General features: G+C 71.2%; 15 protein-coding genes. 2 read left to right on the top strand and 13 right to left on the bottom strand.

Features of this window, described 5'->3' with window-relative positions; translation table 11 throughout:
- Positions 1-22: 22 nt before the first annotated feature.
- The 6 genes from QFZ82_RS08915 to QFZ82_RS08940 form a co-directional block, all read right to left on the bottom strand.
- The gene (locus tag QFZ82_RS08915) at positions 23-1,024 is read right to left on the bottom strand and encodes a TIGR03842 family LLM class F420-dependent oxidoreductase (RefSeq protein ID WP_307712632.1); all 1,002 of its coding nucleotides are present in this window, start codon (positions 1,022-1,024) and stop codon (positions 23-25) included.
- 21 nt (positions 1,025-1,045) lie between these two features.
- Entirely contained in the window at positions 1,046-2,449 is a 1,404-nt protein-coding gene (gene hydA, locus QFZ82_RS08920) for a dihydropyrimidinase (protein WP_307712633.1), read from the bottom strand.
- 37 nt (positions 2,450-2,486) lie between these two features.
- Positions 2,487-3,767, bottom strand: coding sequence for an aspartate aminotransferase family protein (locus QFZ82_RS08925; RefSeq protein ID WP_307712634.1), 1,281 nt, complete (start codon positions 3,765-3,767; stop codon positions 2,487-2,489).
- Positions 3,764-4,606 carry a nitrilase-related carbon-nitrogen hydrolase gene (locus QFZ82_RS08930; protein ID WP_307712635.1) on the bottom strand — a complete coding sequence of 281 codons (843 nt, stop codon included), beginning with the start codon at positions 4,604-4,606 and terminating at the stop codon, positions 3,764-3,766. The genes QFZ82_RS08925 and QFZ82_RS08930 overlap by 4 nt, the downstream gene beginning before the upstream one ends.
- Before the next feature lie 168 nt (positions 4,607-4,774).
- Positions 4,775-6,556 carry a hypothetical protein gene (locus QFZ82_RS08935; RefSeq protein WP_307712636.1) on the bottom strand — a complete coding sequence of 594 codons (1,782 nt, stop codon included), beginning with the start codon at positions 6,554-6,556 and terminating at the stop codon, positions 4,775-4,777.
- 375 nt (positions 6,557-6,931) lie between these two features.
- A complete protein-coding gene (locus QFZ82_RS08940) occupies positions 6,932-7,186 on the bottom strand; it encodes a helix-turn-helix domain-containing protein (protein ID WP_307712637.1) in 255 nt (84 codons plus the stop codon).
- Between the two features lie 64 nt (positions 7,187-7,250).
- Between QFZ82_RS08940 and map the strand changes: the two genes are divergently transcribed.
- Complete coding sequence (gene map, locus QFZ82_RS08945) at positions 7,251-8,018, top strand: type I methionyl aminopeptidase (RefSeq protein WP_307712638.1); 768 nt, start codon at positions 7,251-7,253, stop codon at positions 8,016-8,018.
- Here map and QFZ82_RS08950 read toward each other — a convergent pair.
- Positions 8,015-8,806 (bottom strand): glycoside hydrolase family 75 protein, encoded by a 792-nt coding sequence (locus QFZ82_RS08950; protein WP_307712639.1) that lies wholly within the window; start codon positions 8,804-8,806, stop codon positions 8,015-8,017. The two genes, map and QFZ82_RS08950, sit on opposite strands and share 4 nt — an antisense overlap.
- A 103-nt stretch (positions 8,807-8,909) precedes the next feature.
- Positions 8,910-10,724: a gamma-glutamyltransferase gene (gene ggt / locus QFZ82_RS08955; protein WP_307712640.1), complete on the bottom strand. Its 1,815-nt coding sequence runs from the start codon at positions 10,722-10,724 to the stop codon at positions 8,910-8,912.
- A 106-nt stretch (positions 10,725-10,830) separates the two neighbouring features.
- Between ggt and QFZ82_RS08960 the strand changes: the two genes are divergently transcribed.
- Positions 10,831-11,574, top strand: coding sequence for a hypothetical protein (locus QFZ82_RS08960; RefSeq protein WP_307712641.1), 744 nt, complete (start codon positions 10,831-10,833; stop codon positions 11,572-11,574).
- A gap of 733 nt (positions 11,575-12,307) precedes the next feature.
- Here the strand turns inward: QFZ82_RS08960 and QFZ82_RS08965 are convergent.
- Genes QFZ82_RS08965 through QFZ82_RS08985 form a run of 5 tightly spaced genes read right to left on the bottom strand, consistent with a single transcriptional unit; the run spans position 12,308 to position 16,804 of the window.
- The gene (locus QFZ82_RS08965; protein WP_307712642.1) at positions 12,308-12,760 is read right to left on the bottom strand and encodes a DUF6278 family protein; all 453 of its coding nucleotides are present in this window, start codon (positions 12,758-12,760) and stop codon (positions 12,308-12,310) included.
- A gap of 58 nt (positions 12,761-12,818) precedes the next feature.
- Positions 12,819-13,598, bottom strand: a complete 780-nt coding sequence (locus QFZ82_RS08970; protein ID WP_307712643.1) for an exodeoxyribonuclease III — start codon at positions 13,596-13,598, stop codon at positions 12,819-12,821.
- A 54-nt stretch (positions 13,599-13,652) separates the two neighbouring features.
- A complete protein-coding gene (locus QFZ82_RS08975; protein WP_307712644.1) occupies positions 13,653-14,285 on the bottom strand; it encodes an MBL fold metallo-hydrolase in 633 nt (210 codons plus the stop codon).
- 13 nt (positions 14,286-14,298) lie between these two features.
- A complete protein-coding gene (pcaC, locus tag QFZ82_RS08980) occupies positions 14,299-15,594 on the bottom strand; it encodes a 4-carboxymuconolactone decarboxylase (protein ID WP_307712645.1) in 1,296 nt (431 codons plus the stop codon).
- A gap of 1 nt (position 15,595) precedes the next feature.
- Entirely contained in the window at positions 15,596-16,804 is a 1,209-nt protein-coding gene (locus QFZ82_RS08985) for a tyrosine-type recombinase/integrase (RefSeq protein WP_307712646.1), read from the bottom strand.
- Positions 16,805-18,209 lie beyond the last annotated feature (1,405 nt).

The following is an 18,209-nucleotide window of genomic DNA, read 5'->3' on the forward strand; positions in this document are numbered from 1 at the left end:
GGCCTGGCCCTTCAGCAGATGCTCATCTGGTCAGTGCGGGGATGATCTGCGCGCCGTAGGCGTCGATCGTCGCTTCCTTCGCGTCGTGCATGTTGTAGACGGCGAACTGGTCCACGCCCAGGTCGCGCAGCGCCTTGAGCTTGTCGATGTGCGCCTCGACGGGCCCGAGGAGGCAGAACCGGTCCACGATCTCGTCCGGCACGAAGTCGGTGGACGGGTTCCCGGCGCGGCCATGGTGGCTGTAGTCGTAGCCGTGCCGCTCCTTGATGTAGGCGGTCAGCGCCTCGGGGACCATGTCGGAGTGCTCGCCGTAGCGGGAGACGAGGTCGGCGACGTGATTGCCGACCATGCCGCCGAACCAGCGGCACTGGTCGCGGGCGTGCGCGAGGTCGTCGCCGACGTACGCGGGGGCCGCGACGCAGACGGTGACCGACGACGGGTCGCGTCCGGCGTCGGCGGCCGCCGCGCGCACGGCCTTCACCATCCACTCGGTGAGGTACAGGTCGGCGAGCTGGAGGATGAACCCGTCGGCCTTCTGCCCGGCGAGTGCCAGAGCCTTGGGCCCGTACGCCGCCATCCACACGGGCAGCCTGCCCTCCTTCACCCAGGGCAGGCGGATCGGCTGCCCGTCGACGACCGCCTCGCGGCCCTCGGCGAGATCGCGGATCACGCCGATCGCCTCGCCGAGCCGGGCGAGGGTGTTGGGCTTGCGGCCCGCCACCCGCATGGCCGAGTCGCCCCGGCCGATGCCGCACACCGTGCGGTTGCCGTACATGTCGTTGAGCGTGGCGAAGGTGGAGGCGGTGACCTCCCAGGTCCGGGTGCCGGGGTTGGTGACCATGGGGCCCACGGTCAGCTTCTGGGTGTGTTCGAGGATGCGGCTGTAGATGACGAACGGCTCCTGCCACAGGACCGCGGAGTCGAAGGTCCAGCCGTAGCGGAAGCCGTTGCGTTCCGCGCGCCGCATCAGCCCGACGACGGCGGACGCGGGCGGGTCGGTCTGCAGGACGAGTCCGAAGTCCACGAGGTGGCCTCCTGGTTCTGGCTAGTTCAGGTACTGGCAGGTGGAGCGCGGGGTGTAGACGCCGTGGCCGGCGCGGCCCGTGAACGTGCGCCGGTCGATGACCACCTCGCCACGCGACAGCACGGTCTCCACCTGCCCGGTGACGGTCCGGCCCTCGTAGGCCGAGTAGTCGACGTTCATGTGGTGGGTCTCGGCGGACAGCGTCTGTTCGGTGTGCGGGTCGTAGATCACGACGTCCGCGTCGGCGCCGGGTGCGATGGTGCCCTTCTTCGGGTAGAGGCCGAACATCCTGGCCGGGGTCGCGCAGGCGATCTCGATCCATCGGCGCCGGCTGATGCGGCCGTCGACGACGGCCTGGTGGAGGAGGTCCATGCGGTTCTCCACGCCCGGCAGCCCGTTGGGGATCTTGGAGAAGTCGCCGCGGCCCAGCTCCTTCTGACCGCTGAAGCAGAACGGGCAGTGGTCCGTGGAGACGACCTGGAGGTCGTTGGTGCGCAGACCGCGCCACAGCGCGGCCTGGTGCTCCTTGGGCCGCAGCGGGGTGGAGCAGACGTACTTGGCGCCCTCGAAGTCCGGTTCGGCGAGGTTGTCGGTGGACAGGAACAGGTACTGCGGGCAGGTCTCGCCGAAGACGTTCAGCCCCTTGTCGCGGGCCGCCGCCAGTTCGGCGACGGCCTCCTCGGCCGAGACGTGCACGACGTACAGCGGCGCGCCGGCGACGCGGGCGAGCTGGATGGCCCGGTGGGTCGCCTCGGCCTCCAGGAGGACCTTGCGGACCTCGCCGTGGTAGCGGGGGTCGGTCTCGCCGCGGGCGAGCGCCTGCTCGACGAGGACGTCGATGGCGATGCCGTTCTCCGCGTGCATCATGATCAGGCCGCCGTTGGACGCGGAGCGCTGCATGGCGCGCAGGATCTGTCCGTCGTCGCTGTAGAAGACGCCCGGATAGGCCATGAAGAGCTTGAAGGAGGTCACGCCCTCCTCGACCAGCAGGTCCATCTCCTTGAGCGAGGACTCGTCGACGTCGGAGAGGATCATGTGGAAGGCGTAGTCCACGGCGCAGTTGCCGTCGGCCTTGGCGTACCAGGCGTCCAGGCCCTCGCGCAGGGAGCGCCCCACCGACTGCACGGCGAAGTCGACGATGGTGGTGGTGCCGCCCCAGGCCGCCGCCCGGGTGCCGGTCTCGAAGGTGTCGGAGGCGGACGTGCCGCCGAACGGCAGCTCCATGTGGGTGTGCGCGTCGACGCCGCCCGGGATGACGTACTTGCCCGTGGCGTCGATGACGCGGTCCGCGGTCCAGGACTCGGCGGCGGAGGTGCCGTGTGCGGCGAGTGCGGCGATCCGGCCGTCGTCGATCAGGACGTCTGCGTGGATCTCGTCGGCGGCGGTGATGACGAGACCGCCGCGGATCAGGGTGCGGGTGCTCATGGTCTCCTCGTGTGTGGACTCGGTCGGCCGGACAGGCCTAGACGGCGCGCAGGGCCTGTTCGAGGAGGGACGCGCCCTCCTCCGCCTCGGCGACGGTGAGCGAGAGCGGCGGGGCGATGCGCAGGACGCTGGTGTTGTGGCCGCCGCCCTTGCCGATCAGCAGGCCGCTCTCGCGCGCGGCCTCCAGGACCTTGCCGGCGGCCTTGGGGTCCGCCTCGTCCGTGCCCGGCCTCACCAGCTCGACGCCGATCATCAGGCCGCGTCCGCGCACCTCCCGTACGGCGGGGACGCCCGCGCCGATCGCGCGCAGCCGCTCGAGGAGCAGCCCTCCGACGCGCCGGGCGTTGCCCTGGAGGTCGTGCTCCAGCAGGTAGGAGAGGTTGGCGACACCGGCCGCCATGGTCACGGGCGAACCGCCGAAGGTGGAGATGGAGTTGGCGTCCAGGCAGTTCATGACCTCGGCGCGGGCGACGACGCCGCCGATCGACATGCCGTTGCCGATGCCCTTGGCGAAGGTGAGGATGTCCGGCGGGCCGTTCTGGGCGTGCGCCTGCCAGCCCCAGAAGTGCTCACCGGTGCGGCCCCAGCCGGTCTGCACCTCGTCGGAGATCCACAGGATGCCGTGCCGGTCGAGCACCTCGCGGAAGGCGGCGTAGAGCCCGTCGGGCGGGGAGGTGAACCCGCCGACACCCTGCACCGGTTCGGCGATCAGCGCGGCGACGTCGCGGGTGTGGCCGAGCAGGTCCTCCAGGTCGGCGACGCAGGCCTGGATGAACTGCGCGTCGGTCAGCCCGGCGTAGGGGCCCCGGGTGCGGACGCCGCCGTGGACGTACAGCGTCTGGAGCGGGGAGAGGCTGGTCGGGGACCAGGCGTGGTTGCCGGTGACGGAGACCGCGGAGAAGGACCGGCCGTGGTAGCTGTTGCGCATCGCCAGGATCTGGTTGGAACGGCGGTACGCGGTGGCGAGCAGCAGGGCGGTGTCGTTGGCCTCCGTACCGGAGGTGGTGAAGAAGACGCGCGCGTCGGGGATGCCGGAGAGGGCGGCGATGCGCTCGGCGAGCTCCACCATGGGGCGGTTGAGGTAGAGGGTGGAGGAGTGGATGATCCGCGCGGCCTGCTCGCTCACCGCCTTGGTGACCTCGGGCAGGGCGTGCGCGGTCATGGTGGTGAGGATGCCGCCGAAGAAGTCCAGGTAGCGGTTTCCGTCCGCGTCCCAGACGTGGCGTCCCTCGCCGTGGGTGATCTCGATGGGGCGGTCGTAGTAGAGGGCGAGCCAGTCCGGGAGGACGGCCTTGTGGCGCCCGTACAGGTCGGTCACGGCTGCACAAGCCCTTCGTACGCGTCGGGGCGGCGGTCCCGGTAGAACGCCCACTGCTGCCGTACGGCCTCGATCAGGTCGAAGTCGAGGTCGCGTACGACCAGTTCCTCCTCCTTGTCGCTGGCGAGGTCGCCGACGAACTGGCCGCGCGGGTCGACGAAGTAGCTGGTGCCGTAGAAGTCGTTGTCGCCGTACTCCTCGATGCCGACGCGGTTGATGGCGGCGACGAAGTACTCGTTGGCGACGGCGGCGGCCGGCTGCTCCAGCTGCCAGAGGTGGGAGGACAGACCACGGTGGGTGGCGGACGGGTTGTAGACCAACTGAGCTCCCGCAAGGCCTAGTTGGCGCCACCCCTCCGGGAAGTGGCGGTCGTAGCAGATGTAGACGCCGACCTTGCCGACGGCGGTGTCGAACACCGGCCAGCCCGCGTTGCCCGGCCGGAAGTAGTACTTCTCCCAGAAGCCCTTGACCTGGGGAATGTGGTGCTTGCGGTATTTGCCGAGGTAGCTGCCGTCGGCGTCGATGACCGCGGCGGTGTTGTAGTAGAAGCCCGCGCCCTCGCTCTCGAAGACCGGGACGACGATCACCATGCCGGTCTCGCGGGCGAGGTCCTGCATCCTGCGGACGGTGGGGCCGTCCGGGACGGGCTCGGCCCAGCGGTAGTGCTCGGGCTCCTGCACCTGGCAGAAGTACGGAGCGTTGAAGACCTCTTGGAATCCGATGATCTTGGCGCCCTGCCCGGCGGCCTCGCGGGCGTGTTCCTCATGTTTGGCAATCATCGATTCGGTGTCGCCGGTCCAGGTGGCCTGGACGAGGGCGGCGCGTACGACATGGGCCATGAGCTGCTCCTTCGACGGGACGCCAGAGAGCCTCTACGCACGTAGACGCAATACGCAGATGGAGAACGTAAGCCACGTCACACAGCGGGGCAAGACCATCGTCGTCAACCCGCAGAGTCGATCATGTTTCGCACCCGAGCGGTCGATTTCGGATCGGTTTCGTCTCGGTCAGGCACCGAGGTAACCGGCCACGCGCAGCGCGTGGACGAGATCGCGCTCGCGGTCCGGCGAGACGTCGCGGGCGGCGTCGAGCAGGGCGGGGACGAGCCGGGCCGGGTCGCGGCCTGCGACCCTGGCGGCGTCCTCGGCGGGGCGCACCTGCGCGTACGCGGCGAGCAGCGCACGGGCGCGGGCGCCGAGGCCCTCGTCCGCCAGCGCGAGCGCGGTGTCGGCGATCTCCTCGGCGGGCCGCGAGACCCCCTGGCGCAGCAACTGGTGCCCGTCGTCGGGCCGTCCGGCCGCGGCGAGCGCGTCGGCGGCCGCGGCGAGGTGCGCGGCGGGCTGGGACGCCACCTCCCACAGGAGAGTGCCCCAGTCGGCGTCCAGTCCGCCGCGGTGGAGCTCGGCGGCGAGCGCGGGCAGCCAGCCCGGCGGCCGGGCGGCGGCCTCGCACAGCACGACGTGCGCCTCGCCGCTGCGGCCCTCGGCCCGGAGCCGCCCGAGAGCGGCGACGGTCTCGCGCGCGGCCCGTTCGGCGCCTGCGGTCTCGTGCGCGGACAGGGGTGTCGGGGCCGGCTCGGGGGCTGCGGCAGCGCCTCCGTACCGCGCGCCCCGGGGCACGTCACCGGCGACGGGCAACACGGGCACGGCGACCGCGCCGCCCCCGTCGTCCTCCACCCCCGCGAACCGGGCCCCTCGCCGGATCTTCCGCTTCCCCCGGGAGGAGGCGCCGCGCTCTGCGGGTTCGCCGGCGGCGACCCTGCCGGGCCCGGGGACCCCGTACGGAGCCGTGCCGCCTGCGGCGGCGCCGGGCAGCGCAACCGCCCCGGCGTCTCCGGCCGCGCCGGTTCTCCCCGGGGCCCCGTGCCTGCCCGTCCCGTAGGGGCCGGCGTCGGCGCCCGGCGCGCCGAGGTCGGCCCCTGCCGGTGCGGAGCGGGGACCTGCCCTGCCAGGGTCGCCGTGCCCGCGAGGAGCACCGGGCTCGGCCGCGCCGACGGCGCCGGTCCCCGCCGCGCCCGTCGTGCCGGCCCGGCCGGGAGCCGCAGCCGTGCCCGCAGTGCCGGCCCTCGCGGGCCCGGCCGGGCTCGCGGCCCACTGCCCGTCGGGTGATCCGCCCATGACGGGCTGCCCGGGGCCGGCCGTCTCGGTCGCGTACGCCCCAGCCTCGCCGGGCATGCCGGTCGGCCAGGGCCCGTCGGGTCCCTGCTCCCCGGCGCCGGCCGGGCCGGACAGCGCGGCCGGACCGGTGGCGTCGGGTCCGGCCGGGGTGAACCAGGACGAGGGGTGGGGCAGCGACTCGAGGCGGGACGTCAGTTCCCTCACGCGCGACGTCGCGCGGGCGTGGTCGTCACGCGTCCAGGACAGTTCGTGTGTCAGGCGCTCCGCCGCCGCCGTGCCCTCCGGCTCACCGGCCAGCGACCGCAGCAGCTCCTCCGCGCGAGCCGCTGCATACGCCTGCTCGCGGCGCATCAGCTCCCGCCGCTCCTCCAGTGCCTCGCGTCCGCCCGGCAGCCGGTCGTGTGCCGCCGCTGCCGCCGCGTGGAGCGCACGGGCCCGGCCCCGCTCCCGCTCGGCGTGCTCCGGGCCCGTCGGCGCCGCAAGGTCGTGGAGCAGGGACTCGACCACGTCCCACGGAGGGATCTCGATCCCTTCCAGGCAGGCCCGCATTCCGTCGGGGTCACGCTGCCAGAAGATCGCGCACCAGCCGCCCGCGGGGTCGAGCCGCCTGGTCAGCTCTTCGAGGTACCGCGCGAACATCCCGACCTCCGCCGGGAGTTGATGCACCGCCATCGCTGCCCCTGACCACTCGGAGGTAGAACCCCAGGCATTCGACCGCAGGCGTGTTACGCCGGTGCTACACGCCGTTTTCGGCGGGGAACCGCGATGCCCCGAGACCGTCGGCCGCTCTCGTGAGCTTCCCGGGCCACGAGCAGTTCGGGTAGACGCGCCCGCGCCCGGTCGCACGCCGCGTCCATCGGGCCGGACACCGACCGCCCGACTCGGTGAACTCGTACGCGATCCGCGGCGGGTCTCGTCGCACTCGGTACGGCTCACGAAGCCGCCGTGCTCCATGGCGGGCAGGGTTCGTGAGCACCTTCGGCGTGACAGCCCGCGCCGTCACCGCGACCTGCGGCGGTAGCGAACCGGGGCCGCCCCTCAGGGTGGTCAGGCGGCCGGCACGAGGGCGCAGCGCACGACCAGTTCGTCCATGGACAGGCCGAGCGTCGCGGCGAGGGCGGCGACGGTGAAGAACGCGGGGGTGGGGGCGCGGCCCGTCTCGATCTTGCGCAGGGTCTCGGCGGACAGTCCGGCCGCCGCCGCGACCTCCACCATGCTGCGCTCGCCGCGCGCCTGCCTGAGCAGTCGGCCGAGCCTCTCGCCGCGCTCGCGCTCTTCGGGGGTGAGGGGGGTGCGCACCATGCCGTTATTCTAATCCCGGCCGTGCCGGTATAAGAATAACGGTGAGACCGGTATAGTAATTGGCATGGTGGAGATCAAGACAGACGCGTCGATCGAGGCGATGCGCGAGGCCGGCCGCATCGTGGCCCAGGCGCTCACGGCCGCGCGGGAAGCGGCCTTCGTGGGCGTCGCGCTCAGTGAGCTGGACAGGGCGGCCCGCGCGGTCCTGGACGAGGCGGGAGCCGGTTCCCCGTTCCTCGGTTATCACCCCGGCTGGGCACCCGCCCCGTTCCCGGCCGTCCTCTGCGTGTCGGTCAACGACGCGATCGTGCACGGCGTCCCGGGCGCCTACCGGCTCCGCGACGGCGACCTGGTCGGTCTCGACTGCGGAGCCGTCCGCGCGGGGTGGGTCGGCGACGCGGCCGTGAGCTTCACGGTCGGCCGCGCACGGCCGGCCGACACGCGCCTGATCCGGACGGCCGAGGACGCGCTCGCCGCGGGCATCGAGGCGGCCGTCGTCGGCAACCGCATCGGGGACATCGCCCACGCCGTCGGCACCGTGTGCCGTTCCGCCGGGTACGGCGTCCCGGACGGCCTCGGCGGGCACGGAGTGGGCCGGCGCATGCACGAGGACCCGGGCGTGCCGAACGAGGGACGCCCCGGCCGGGGCATGCGCCTGCGGCACGGCATGGTGCTCGCCATCGAGCCGATGGTCGCCGCGGGCGGCCGCGACGACCACTACACGGCGCGCGACGGCTGGACGGTGCGCACGGCGGACGGCAGCCGTGCCGCACACGTCGAGCACACGATCGCGGTCACCGACGACGGGCCGCGCATCCTCACGGCACTCTAGGAAGACGGCTCCCCCAGGGCGTCGTCGACCATCCGGCGGGCCAGCTCGTCGCCGAGTGCGGCGTCCGCCCCGCGGACGTACCGACGGGCCAGCCTGTCGCCGATCGCGACGGCCGCCTCGTGGCTCTCGATCGGGGCCGCGCGCACGTTCTTGAACAGGATGTAGGTGACGCCCGAGGAAGCGCCGCCGTATGTCGGATGCGGGTCGATGCCGAGTGCGTCGGCGGCGGCGTACGACGCCTCGCCGATGATCCCGGTCGGGCCCGTGTCGCCGACGACGGCGTACACGACGCGGTCCCGGTACACCAGCGCGGCCACGGTTCCGCCGCTGATACCGGAGTCCCGGTAGTCCCAGATGTCGCTCGGACCCGGCACGACGACGAACGGCAGCTTCGCGGCGTTGAGGTGCCTTCCGTTGGACTGCTGGAAGGAGGTGTGCGGCTGGAACCAGCGGTCGGTGGTGCTGTTGCACTTCCGCGTGCGCACCCCGTCGCAGTCGATGTCGAGGTCGGCGGTCCAGTGCACGACCCCGTTCTGTTCGCAGACGGGGACATCGGCGGGTGCGCCATTGTCCGTGCGGTACTTGCCGTTGGATATCTGCCGGCAGGTGCCGAGGGCGTCCAACAGGTCATCGGCGGGGACGGTGCCCTCGGCCGGCAGGGCTGCCCGGTGGGCGGCGAGGGCCCGTGGCGGCGAAGCCGTGGCGGTCGCGGCGGCGGCGGGCAGGGCCGCCGCGGCGAGAAGGACGGAACCGGCGGCGGCCGCGAGAGCGGTGCGTGATATGTACACAATGGTCCTTTCTGTCGAAAGGCTCCCTACCCGCGGGCGCGCGAACCGGCTCCGTTTGTCCGCCGGACGGGTTACCCCGTCGTGCCCCGGCCGCCCTCGCGCGTCACGGCACCGGGTGGACCACCATGGCCGAGCCGCCGCCCCGCCGTACCTTCTCGGCCGCGGCCAGCCACCGGCCGTCGGGCAGCCGCTGCACGCCGGTCGCCGCGCCGATCTCCGGGTTCAGCCGGAAGGCGTGGCCGATGCGCTGGAGCTCGGCGCGCAGCTCCTGGTCGTTCCACAGGTCCGGTTCCAGCTCGGTCGTCGCCTGGTTGCGCTGGCTGGCGCGCGGCGCGGCGATCGCGTCGACGAGCGGCAGCCCCCGGTCCAGATGCGCCGTCAGCGTCTGCAGGACGGTGGTGATGATGGTCGCGCCTCCCGGCGAGCCGAGCGCCAGCAGGGGCCGGTCGTGGTGGTCGAGCACGATCGTCGGCGACATGGACGAACGCGGCCGCTTCCCGGGGCCGGGCAGGTTCGGATCGTGGACCGCGGGATCGGCCGGGGCGAAGGAGAAGTCGGTCAGCTCGTTGTTGAGCAGGAAACCGCGTCCGGGCACGGTGATGCCGCTGCCGCCTGTCGACTCGATCGTCAGCGTGTAGGCGACGACGTTGCCCCACTTGTCGGCCGTCGTCAGATGCGTGGTGTTCTCGCCCTCGTACGTGGTCGGCGCGGCTTCGCCGGTCGAGCCGCAGGCGGCCGGCCGGCGCGGGTCGCCCGGTGCGAGCGGACTCTTCAGGACCGCGTCGTCCTTGATCAGGCACTCGCGCGAGTCGGCGAACCGCTGCGACAGCAGCCCCTTGACGGGCACGTCCTCGAAGGCCGGGTCGCCGACCCAGCGGCCCCGGTCCGCGAACGCGATCCGGCTCGCCTCGATGAAGCGGTGCAGGTACTGCGCCTGGGTGGCCTCGTCCTCGGACAGGTCGGAGCGCTCCAGGATGTTGAGCGCCTCCCCGACGCTGGTGCCGCCGGAGGAGGACGGCGCCATGCCGTACACGTCGAGCCCCCGGTAGGAGACCTTCGTGGGGGCGCGGCGGATCGTCTCGTAGGCCCGCAGGTCGCGAGGGGTCAGGTCGCCGGGGCGCACGACGCGGTCCGCGCCCTCGGCGACGGGGGGCTCCTGCACGGTGCGGACGATGTCGTCGGCGATGGGTCCCCGGTAGAGGGCGCCGACGCCCTTGCGGCCGAGCTCCTTGTAGGTGCGGGCCAGGTCCGGGTTCTTGAACACCGAGCCCACGACCGGGAGTCCGCCGCCGGGCAGGAAGAGTTCGGCGCTGGCCGGGAAGTCGGCGAAGCGGTCCTGGTTGGCCTGCGTCTGGGAACGGAACGTGGCGTCGACGGTGAATCCGTCCTCGGCCAGCCGCTCGGCCGGACGCAGCAGCTCCTTCAGCGGTTTGCTGCCCCAGGCCTCCAGAGCGCTCCGCCAGGTCGCGGGCGTGCCGGGCGTACCGACCCCGAGGCCCGACGTCATGCCCTCGGCGAACGGGATGGGCTTGCCGTTCTCCAGGAACAGGGACGCGTCGGCGGAGAGCGGCGCGGTCTCGCGGCCGTCGACGGTGTGGACCGTACGGGACTTGGCGTCGTAATGGACGAAGAAGCCGCCGCCGCCGATACCGGCGGAGTACGGCTCGGTGACGCCGAGCGCGGCGGCGGTGGCCACCGCCGCGTCCACCGCGTTGCCGCCCTTGCGCAGGACCTCGATGCCGGCGGCCGACGCGTCGGCGTCGACGCTGGCGACGGCGCCGCCGTATCCGACGGCGAGCGGGGTCTTGGCAGGTGCCGCGTCCGGCGGGGAGGAGGTCGGTGGAGCCGCCGCGCCGATCGAGGCGACGGCCGCGGCAACGGCCAGTACCGACACATTCCGTACGACGGAACGACGCATGCGTACCTCCCCGAGGGCGAACGTCCGCGCAGCCTAACCCTGTCGCCGCCGCCCCGTCAGGACCGCCCGGTACGCCGTTCGGCCGACACCGCTAGCATGCGCGCCCATGACGGACGACGTACGCAACATCGTGCTCGGTGTGGTGGCCGCCGGGATCAGCGCCTCGATCGGCTGGATAGCCCGCACCTACCTCTGGCGGCGCAGGCTCCGGCGCAAGCAGGCGTTCTTCGGGCTGCCGGGCAACTCGGAGTGCCTGCTCGTCGTCAACCGGGAGGCAGGACGGGACGGTTCGGTCCACCGCTTCGACGTATTCGCACTGCTGGAGTTGTCGGCGCTGGTGAAGGACTGCGGGGCGAACGCCCAGATCATCTGGCACGACGCGACGCAGCAGGGCTTCGGCGAACGCACCGAGTTCTGCGTCGGCGGGCCCTTCACCAACCGGCGGACGGCGGCGCACCTGCAGAGCCTGCTGCCCGGCGTGCTGGTCGACACCGACACGGAACGCGGCCCCGACCAGGGGTCGTTCGTGATCGGCACGGAGCACTACCGGATGGACCGGGGCACGGCCGAGTACGTGCTGCTGGCCCGCCTGACGGCCGGTGAGGGAAGCCGCCCGGTGTTCCTGTTCTGCGGTCAGCGCGCCATCACCAACCAGGCCGCCACCCGCTATCTGGCCCGCCACCACGGGAAGCTGTACCGCAAGCACGGCCGGAACTCCTTCTGCCTGCTGCTGAAGGTGGTCAACTCGCAGGCGTACGGGCCGGACGTGGTCGAGGTCGTCGCCGACGTGACGAGGGCCGCCCTCAGCGCCCTCCCCGCGCCGAGCACCTCGGACAGCGCGGTGAGCTGACCGAAGGTCAGAGGAGGCCGAGGGGCCGGGGCACGTCGGGGAAGGGCACGGGCGCGCGCCCGTGCCACGCCCGTGAAGCGGTTTTGCGGCTGGGACGGAAAGGTCCGGCGCGTGGGACCGGCGCCGAAGGATTCGAGGCGAGCGGCGCCCTCGTCGTGTACCGGTGACGACGTGGGGCCCGCTCGGCCTCGGCAAGCTGGTGGCACAACCCGACCGGCGCGCAGCTGACCTTCTCCTCTTCGCCCACCGACCCGTCCTGCCCGTCGGTCCGGCTGCGAGGGAGTGATCACCGGCTGCCGCCGGGCCCTGCGCACGGCAGGGCGGGGTGGTGCCCCAAGAGCTGCTGCCCTCTCACCCCCGCACCGGCGTGCGCGAAGGACCCCGGACAACAGCGTTCGTGGTTCGGCCGGCGCTGCTGGCGCGGCCTGTGTCAGCCTCGTCTATGGGGACGAACTGCGGCGGCGGGCGCCACCTCGAGCGCAATGAGAAGTAGGTGTTGACGTCAGCTCGATCAACGGATCGACGGCCATACGCTGCCCTGCCCCTTTTCGCCGTGTCGCGGTCAGCGCAAACTATCCAGCCCGGCGAGGCCCTTCACACCCGACACGCATAAACACGACATAAGCCGTATAAATCGAGAATTCCTCCGGGCAGCGGGCGCACTCCGGGGCATCCGCCAGGCGCGGGAAGCGCACGGAAGGCCCCGGTCCGACGCGGCGCCCTCCGCGCCCGGTCAGGCCTCGGCGGCCTCCGCGTAGACCTGGGAGAGCTCGGGCGCTCCGTTGACCGCCCACTCGAGACCCGCCTCCACGACGCTCACCTCTCGGCCCGACGCCAGCCGCACCACGGGGTGCCCACCCGGCCAGACGTGCCAGGCCGCGCCGGGGACCGTCCGCACGATGACGGTGCCCAGGTACAGGCCCGCGTCGTTCCCCAGCCAGGGCAGCTCCTCCGGGTCGTCCCGCCAGCGCGGGGGCAGCTGGTCGAGCGCCGTCAACGAGGCGGGGGAATCGTCCAGTTCCAGCCCGGCCTGCCCCGCTCGGACGCGCAGCAGCTCACACTCGGACAGCAGCTCGGTGATCGCCGCCGCGCGCTCGGGATCGAACTCCTTCGCGGCGGCCTCTCCCCCGTGCTCCCGATCGTCGTCATGGCGCCTGAGCCAGTTGTCCAAGAAAGGGATGTTCATACCGCTCAGCCTCGCATCCCCCCGGCCGGACGCACCACAGGGCGCGCGTCCACAAACGCTAGATGTCGAGATCGACAACAACAGGTGCATGGTCCGACGCACCCTTGCCCTTGCGCTCCTCACGGTCGACGTAACTGTCCTTGACCGCCTTGCCGAACGACCCGTTCCCGTAGACCAGGTCGATGCGCATGCCGCGGTTCTTGGGGAAGCACAGCTGGCGGTAGTCCCAGTACGTGAAGGGGTGCTCGTACTTCAGGGGGCGGGGAACGACGTCCGAGAGGCCTCGCTTGCGCAGCGCCTCCAGCGCGGCGCGCTCGGGCGCGGTCACATGGGTCAGGCCCTCGAACGCGGCCACGTCCCACACGTCGTCGTCGGTGGGGGCGATGTTGAAGTCGCCGAGGACCGCGAACGGGCGCTCACCCGCCCCGTCCTCGGTCACCGCCACCGACAGTGCCTCCAGCCAGCGCAGCTTGTAGCCGTAGTGGTCGTGGGCGACCTCGCGGCCGTTCGGCACGTAGACCGACCAGACGCGGACCGGGCCGCAGGTCGCCGAGATCGCCCGGGGCTCCTGCACGCCCTCGTAGTCGGGGGCGCCGGGCAGGCCCCTGACCACGTCGTCGAGGCCGACCCGCGAGACCACCGCCACGCCGTTCCACCGGCCCGTGGCATTCACCGCGGACTCGTAGCCGAGCTCGCGCAGGGCCTCGGCGGGGAACTGCTCCTCGGTGCACTTGGTCTCCTGGACGCACAGCACGTCGGTGCCGCTGCTCTCCAGCCAGGCCAGCAGCCGCGGCAGCCGGGCGGTGATCGAGTTGACGTTCCACGTGGCGATACGCATGCGGCAAGCCTAACGGCGGGGTGTGACAGGCACAGGTCCGCCCGGGGCACGCCGTCAGACGTCCCGGGACTCCCCCGGCGCCAGACGTCCGTGCTCGGCGCCGCCGAGTCCGCCGATCTGCCGGTCGTAGATCGGCCGGGCGATGTCGGCGAGATACGCGTCGTGGACGTCGATGGCCCGCCGCGGCCGCACCTCGCGCACGTAGTCGATGACCTCGGAGATCTTGTTCCACGGCGCGTGCACCGGCAGCATCAGGGTGTCGACCGGTTGGTCCGGGACGGTCAGCGCGTCACCGGGGTGGAAGAGCGAACCGTCCACGAGGTAGCCGACGTTCGTGATCCGCGGGATGTCCGGGTGGATGACGGCGTGCAGTTCGCCGTGGACCTGGACGTCGAATCCGGCGGCGGTGAAGGCGTCGCCGTGGCCGACGGTGTGGACCCGGCCGGGGAATGCCGCCGAGATCTGGTCCGCGACGCTGCGCAGGGTCCAGATCCCGGCGGCCGGGTTCGCCTCCAGGGCGGCCCGCAGCCGTCCCTCGTCGAAGTGGTCGGGGTGCTCGTGCGTGACCAGAACGGCGTCGGCGCCCAGCGCCGCGTCCTGTTCGCTGAAGCCGCCGGGGTCGATGACGAGCGTGCGCCCGTCCTTCTCCAGCCGGACGCAGGAATGAGTCTTCTTGACGATCCTCATGCGCCACATCCTGCTATGCGCGGGGCTTCGTCTCCTCCTGGATCACCGCCTGGGCGACCTTGAACGCCGAATTGGCCGCCGGCACGCCGCAGTAGACCGCGGCGTGGATGAGGACCTCCTTGATCTCCGCGGGCGTCAGCCCGTTGCGCAGCGCCGCGCGCGTGTGGAAGGCGAGCTCGTCGAGGTGGCCCCCGGCGACCAGGGCGGTGAGCGTGACGCAGCTGCGGGTGCGTCTGTCGAGGCCCTCACGGGACCACACCTCGCCCCAGGCGTAGCGGGTGATCAGCTCCTGGAAGTCTCCGGTGAAGTCGTCGGCGGCGGCCGTCGCCCGGTCCACGTGCGCGTCGCCGAGCACCTCCCGGCGGATCTTCATCCCCGCGTCGTACGGGTCGGGCCTGCCGTAATGCACCGCCGCGGGCTGCTCGGGCGCGGCCGGCGCGATCTCGGCGACGGGCGAGACGGGCGCCGATGTGGCGGGCGCCTGCGGGACCGGGATCGACGCCAGGGTGTCGTTCCAGGCGGTGTCGAAGTGGTGGGCCAGCAGGTCGGTCACGGCGGCGGGCTGCTCGACGGGCGCCAGGTGGGAGGCGCCGGGCACCAGGGCGAGCCGGGCGTCCGGTATGCCGGCGACCAGAGTGCGGGCCTCGGCGGGGCCGGTGACCTGGTCCTCGGAGCCGACCAGGACGAGGGTGGGCACACCGACCCGGGACAGTTCGGAGCGCACGTCGAAGGCGGCCAGGGCCTCGCAGGCGGCGATGTAGCAGCCGGGGTCGGTGGTGCGGACCATCTGGACCGCCCATTCGACGATGGCGGGCTGCGCGGCCGTGAATCCGCCGGTGAACCAGCGCTCGGGTGCGCTGCGGGCCATCGGGTCAAGACCGTTGGTGCGCACGACCACACCGCGCTGGCGGAACTCGTCGGCGGTGCCGAACCGGGGCGAGGCTGCGACCAGCGCCAGGGACGCCAGTCGGTGCGGGTGGCGCAGAGCGAGTTCGATACCGACCGCGCCGCCGATGGAGCAGCCGGCGTAGCCGAAGCGCTGCACGCCGAGCAGGTCGAGGGTGGCCAGCAGCCGCTCGGCGAGCTCGCCGACGGAGTCGGCGGGGTGCGCGGGAGCGCCGCCGTGCCCGGGCAGGTCGAACCGGATCACCCGCCACCGCGCGGACAGCTCACCGATCTGGCGGTCCCACATGTGCCATGTAGTACCGAGGGACGGCCCCAGGATCAGGACCGGGGCGTCTTCTGGCCCGTCAACGCGGTATTGCAGGGTCTTAGTCGTCGTCGTGCTCACCCGCTCACGCTCCCACATCTCACAATTTCTCACGGGCGGGGGGTAGGACGCTCGCCAAGCCTCCCCAAGCTTCCGCCGCCGGGCGAAGGTCTTCCACGTCCGGCTTCACGTACCACTTCTTGGTCGTCTTGACGTTGGTATGACCCGCCCACCGGGCCAGGATGTGATCCGGGACACCGCTGTTCGCGAGATAGGTCAAGCACGACGCCCGCGCATCGTACAAGCGGACCCTACGAAGGCCGTTCTCGTCCATGATCTTGTATGCCCGGACGCGCAGCTGGCGACCGTTGAGCGCCGTGCCGAGTCCATCCGCGAGCACGTAGCCGCTGCCGCTGTACGCCTCCCCCGCAGCCAGTTTCTCGGCCGCCTGCGTGGCGCGGAAACCCCTCAGTGCCTCGCGGACCAATGTGGGCAGCGGGAGCAAGCGCTCACCCGCCATCGACTTCGTGTCCTTCTCCACCACCGTCTTGTTCCCCATCAGCGTTCGCGTGTTGGCAACGTCCAGGGTGGCCTTCTCCAGGTCAACGTCGGCCCAGCGGATGCCGCAGACCTCGGCCGGACGCAGACCCATCAGGGAGAGAAGGAGGGGGGCGTACAGCCGATCATCCTTCACCGCGAGCACGAAGGCATGAACCTCCGCTAGATTCCAGGGCGGCACCACCGTTCTGGTCTTGCGCTCCGCCTTGCGCGCCTTCCGAGGGATCGTGACCTCTTGGGCGACGTTCACAGCCACCAGGCGCCGTGTCACCGCCCGGTTGAGTGCGTCCTTCAGTCGCGCGAGGGACATCTCTACCGAGGTCACCCCTAGGCCCGTGCCCGCCTTGCCGCCATGCACGCGCCCCTCCCGGAGCGCCCACGTCATCCACGTCTCGACGTTGTCCTCGGTAAGTTCCTGGAGCCGGATGTGCCCAAGCTTCCCGCGAACACGGTCCAGGGTCACCGCATAGTTGTAGATCGTGGTCTCTTCCAGGTCTTCCGCCTTCTTGGCGAGCCACTGATCGAGCCATTCGTTCACGGTGATCTTGTTGGGCGGTACGAACGTCCCTTCGTGGCGCCGGTTCGTGATGCGCGCGTACTCGGCCTTCGCTTCCTTCAGCGTGTCGAAGGTGCGGGTCAGCTGTTTGCGCTTCCCGGTGGCTGGGTCGTTCCCTACATCGACCACGAACCGGTACCGGACTTGCCCCTTCGCGTTCGGAGGGAGCTTCTTGATTGGGTCGGACAGGGTCACTCACTCCTTGAGAGCGTGGAGACTACGCATAGACGGCAGCGTCGCTGCGTTTGAGCAAGGGGCGCCGAAATCATCAGGGCAGCAGCAAGCAATGCCGCTCGCATCCCCCTCAGGAGCTTCCGACGCTGTCTACTGTGTCCGCTGCGGCTCCACCGCCAAGCGCAGCCGAATGCGAACGCCCTTGATGGTCGCGACATCCGCCGGTTTGGCCAACCGCCGATTCCGGCCTATGTTTCGCTGGCATCCAGCCGCGCCCCGTCCCCGGTTTCCCAGCCACAACGTCAACCAGTAAAATCTCACGTTCTTGAAGCTCTTCTGGTCTGCGACCAAGTCTGCTCCGCTGAGGCGTCTGGGCCTTGCGGCAACAACATCTTTCGATACACCTCACATTTGATCCTCTCGGGGGTCAACTGGAGAGGCGCCCAAACAGGCAACTGAGGAGAATGCTCCGTAGTCGGATTGGGCCTGTACTTCCACTCTTTAAGTGCACCGAGGGGAAGTGGACAGGGCGGCCAGACGAACAGGGCGGAGCGAGCGCGTGCACAGAAGAGGATCCTTTTCGAGTCGCCCGGCGGGCCATTCGCCGACCGCGTACTTTCGGGTGTTGTACGTTGGCATAGTCCCCGAAAGGGTTCCAGCCTTATGAGGTGATTTCTCGTCTGCCGTGGGCGAAGGGTCACCAACGACGCCGCCGGCACGGGGGAGAAGCCTGGCGGGCACGTCCACAGACGCCGCCCGACTGATGACTCCCGTCAGGTTCACGACAACATTCTGTACCTGGCAACAGCAGTGCGGCGGACATCCTGACGTCCGTTTGCGGTGACCCAGTTGAATCCACCGGCCACAAAAACCTGGGACCCTCGGCCCGGTGGCTGTGCACTTCCACCTGCATCATGCCGTCATCCACCAGCGCCTCCGTCACCGGCAGCGTCTCACCCCAGGGTGTCGAGGCACGGATCCTCGACAAAGCCCACCACGAAGCCGCCCTCTTCACCCACTCCTCAGCACGCGCGTATCCCGTCGAGCACTGCATCGCCCACCTCAAGAACTGGCGAGCCCTCGCCCAACACCACACCGCCGCGACAAGCTCCCTGACACCATCGGGCCATCGCCGGATTTCAAGTCAAGGTCGCGTACTGCACCGCGTCATCACCGCGGGAATCCATGCCCAGTCAACACGCGAGCCGGGGATGGTCAACGGCCCGGTCAACGTCGCCAGGGCCCCCGCCTGGGCTCCCTCGGACGACGGACGCACGAACGGCCCCGCCACCGAAGACGACGGGGCCGCCCCTTACCTCCCCAGGCGTGCTCACACCGTACGCCCTGCCTCCGACATCGAGGCCCGTCCGGCCCCGCGACCACACCGGGGCCCACCCCATGCGGTGTCCCAGCCGGCCGTGAAACG

This window comes from Streptomyces sp. V4I23 (genome assembly GCF_030817975.1).
GTDB lineage: Bacteria > Actinomycetota > Actinomycetes > Streptomycetales > Streptomycetaceae > Streptomyces.

Excerpts from the sequence above, each read along its gene's own strand:
- hydA (WP_307712633.1), bottom strand. The coding sequence starts at position 2,449 with ATGAGCACCCGCACCCTGATCCGCGGCGGTCTCGTCATCACCGCCGCC.
- QFZ82_RS08930 (WP_307712635.1), bottom strand. The coding sequence starts at position 4,606 with ATGGCCCATGTCGTACGCGCCGCCCTCGTCCAGGCCACCTGGACCGGC.
- QFZ82_RS08935 (WP_307712636.1), bottom strand. The coding sequence starts at position 6,556 with ATGGCGGTGCATCAACTCCCGGCGGAGGTCGGGATGTTCGCGCGGTAC.
- QFZ82_RS08940 (WP_307712637.1), bottom strand. The coding sequence starts at position 7,186 with ATGGTGCGCACCCCCCTCACCCCCGAAGAGCGCGAGCGCGGCGAGAGG.
- map (WP_307712638.1), top strand. The coding sequence starts at position 7,251 with ATGGTGGAGATCAAGACAGACGCGTCGATCGAGGCGATGCGCGAGGCC.
- ggt (WP_307712640.1), bottom strand. The coding sequence starts at position 10,724 with ATGCGTCGTTCCGTCGTACGGAATGTGTCGGTACTGGCCGTTGCCGCG.
- QFZ82_RS08960 (WP_307712641.1), top strand. The coding sequence starts at position 10,831 with ATGACGGACGACGTACGCAACATCGTGCTCGGTGTGGTGGCCGCCGGG.
- QFZ82_RS08965 (WP_307712642.1), bottom strand. The coding sequence starts at position 12,760 with ATGAACATCCCTTTCTTGGACAACTGGCTCAGGCGCCATGACGACGAT.
- QFZ82_RS08970 (WP_307712643.1), bottom strand. The coding sequence starts at position 13,598 with ATGCGTATCGCCACGTGGAACGTCAACTCGATCACCGCCCGGCTGCCG.
- QFZ82_RS08975 (WP_307712644.1), bottom strand. The coding sequence starts at position 14,285 with ATGAGGATCGTCAAGAAGACTCATTCCTGCGTCCGGCTGGAGAAGGAC.
- pcaC (WP_307712645.1), bottom strand. The coding sequence starts at position 15,594 with ATGTGGGAGCGTGAGCGGGTGAGCACGACGACGACTAAGACCCTGCAA.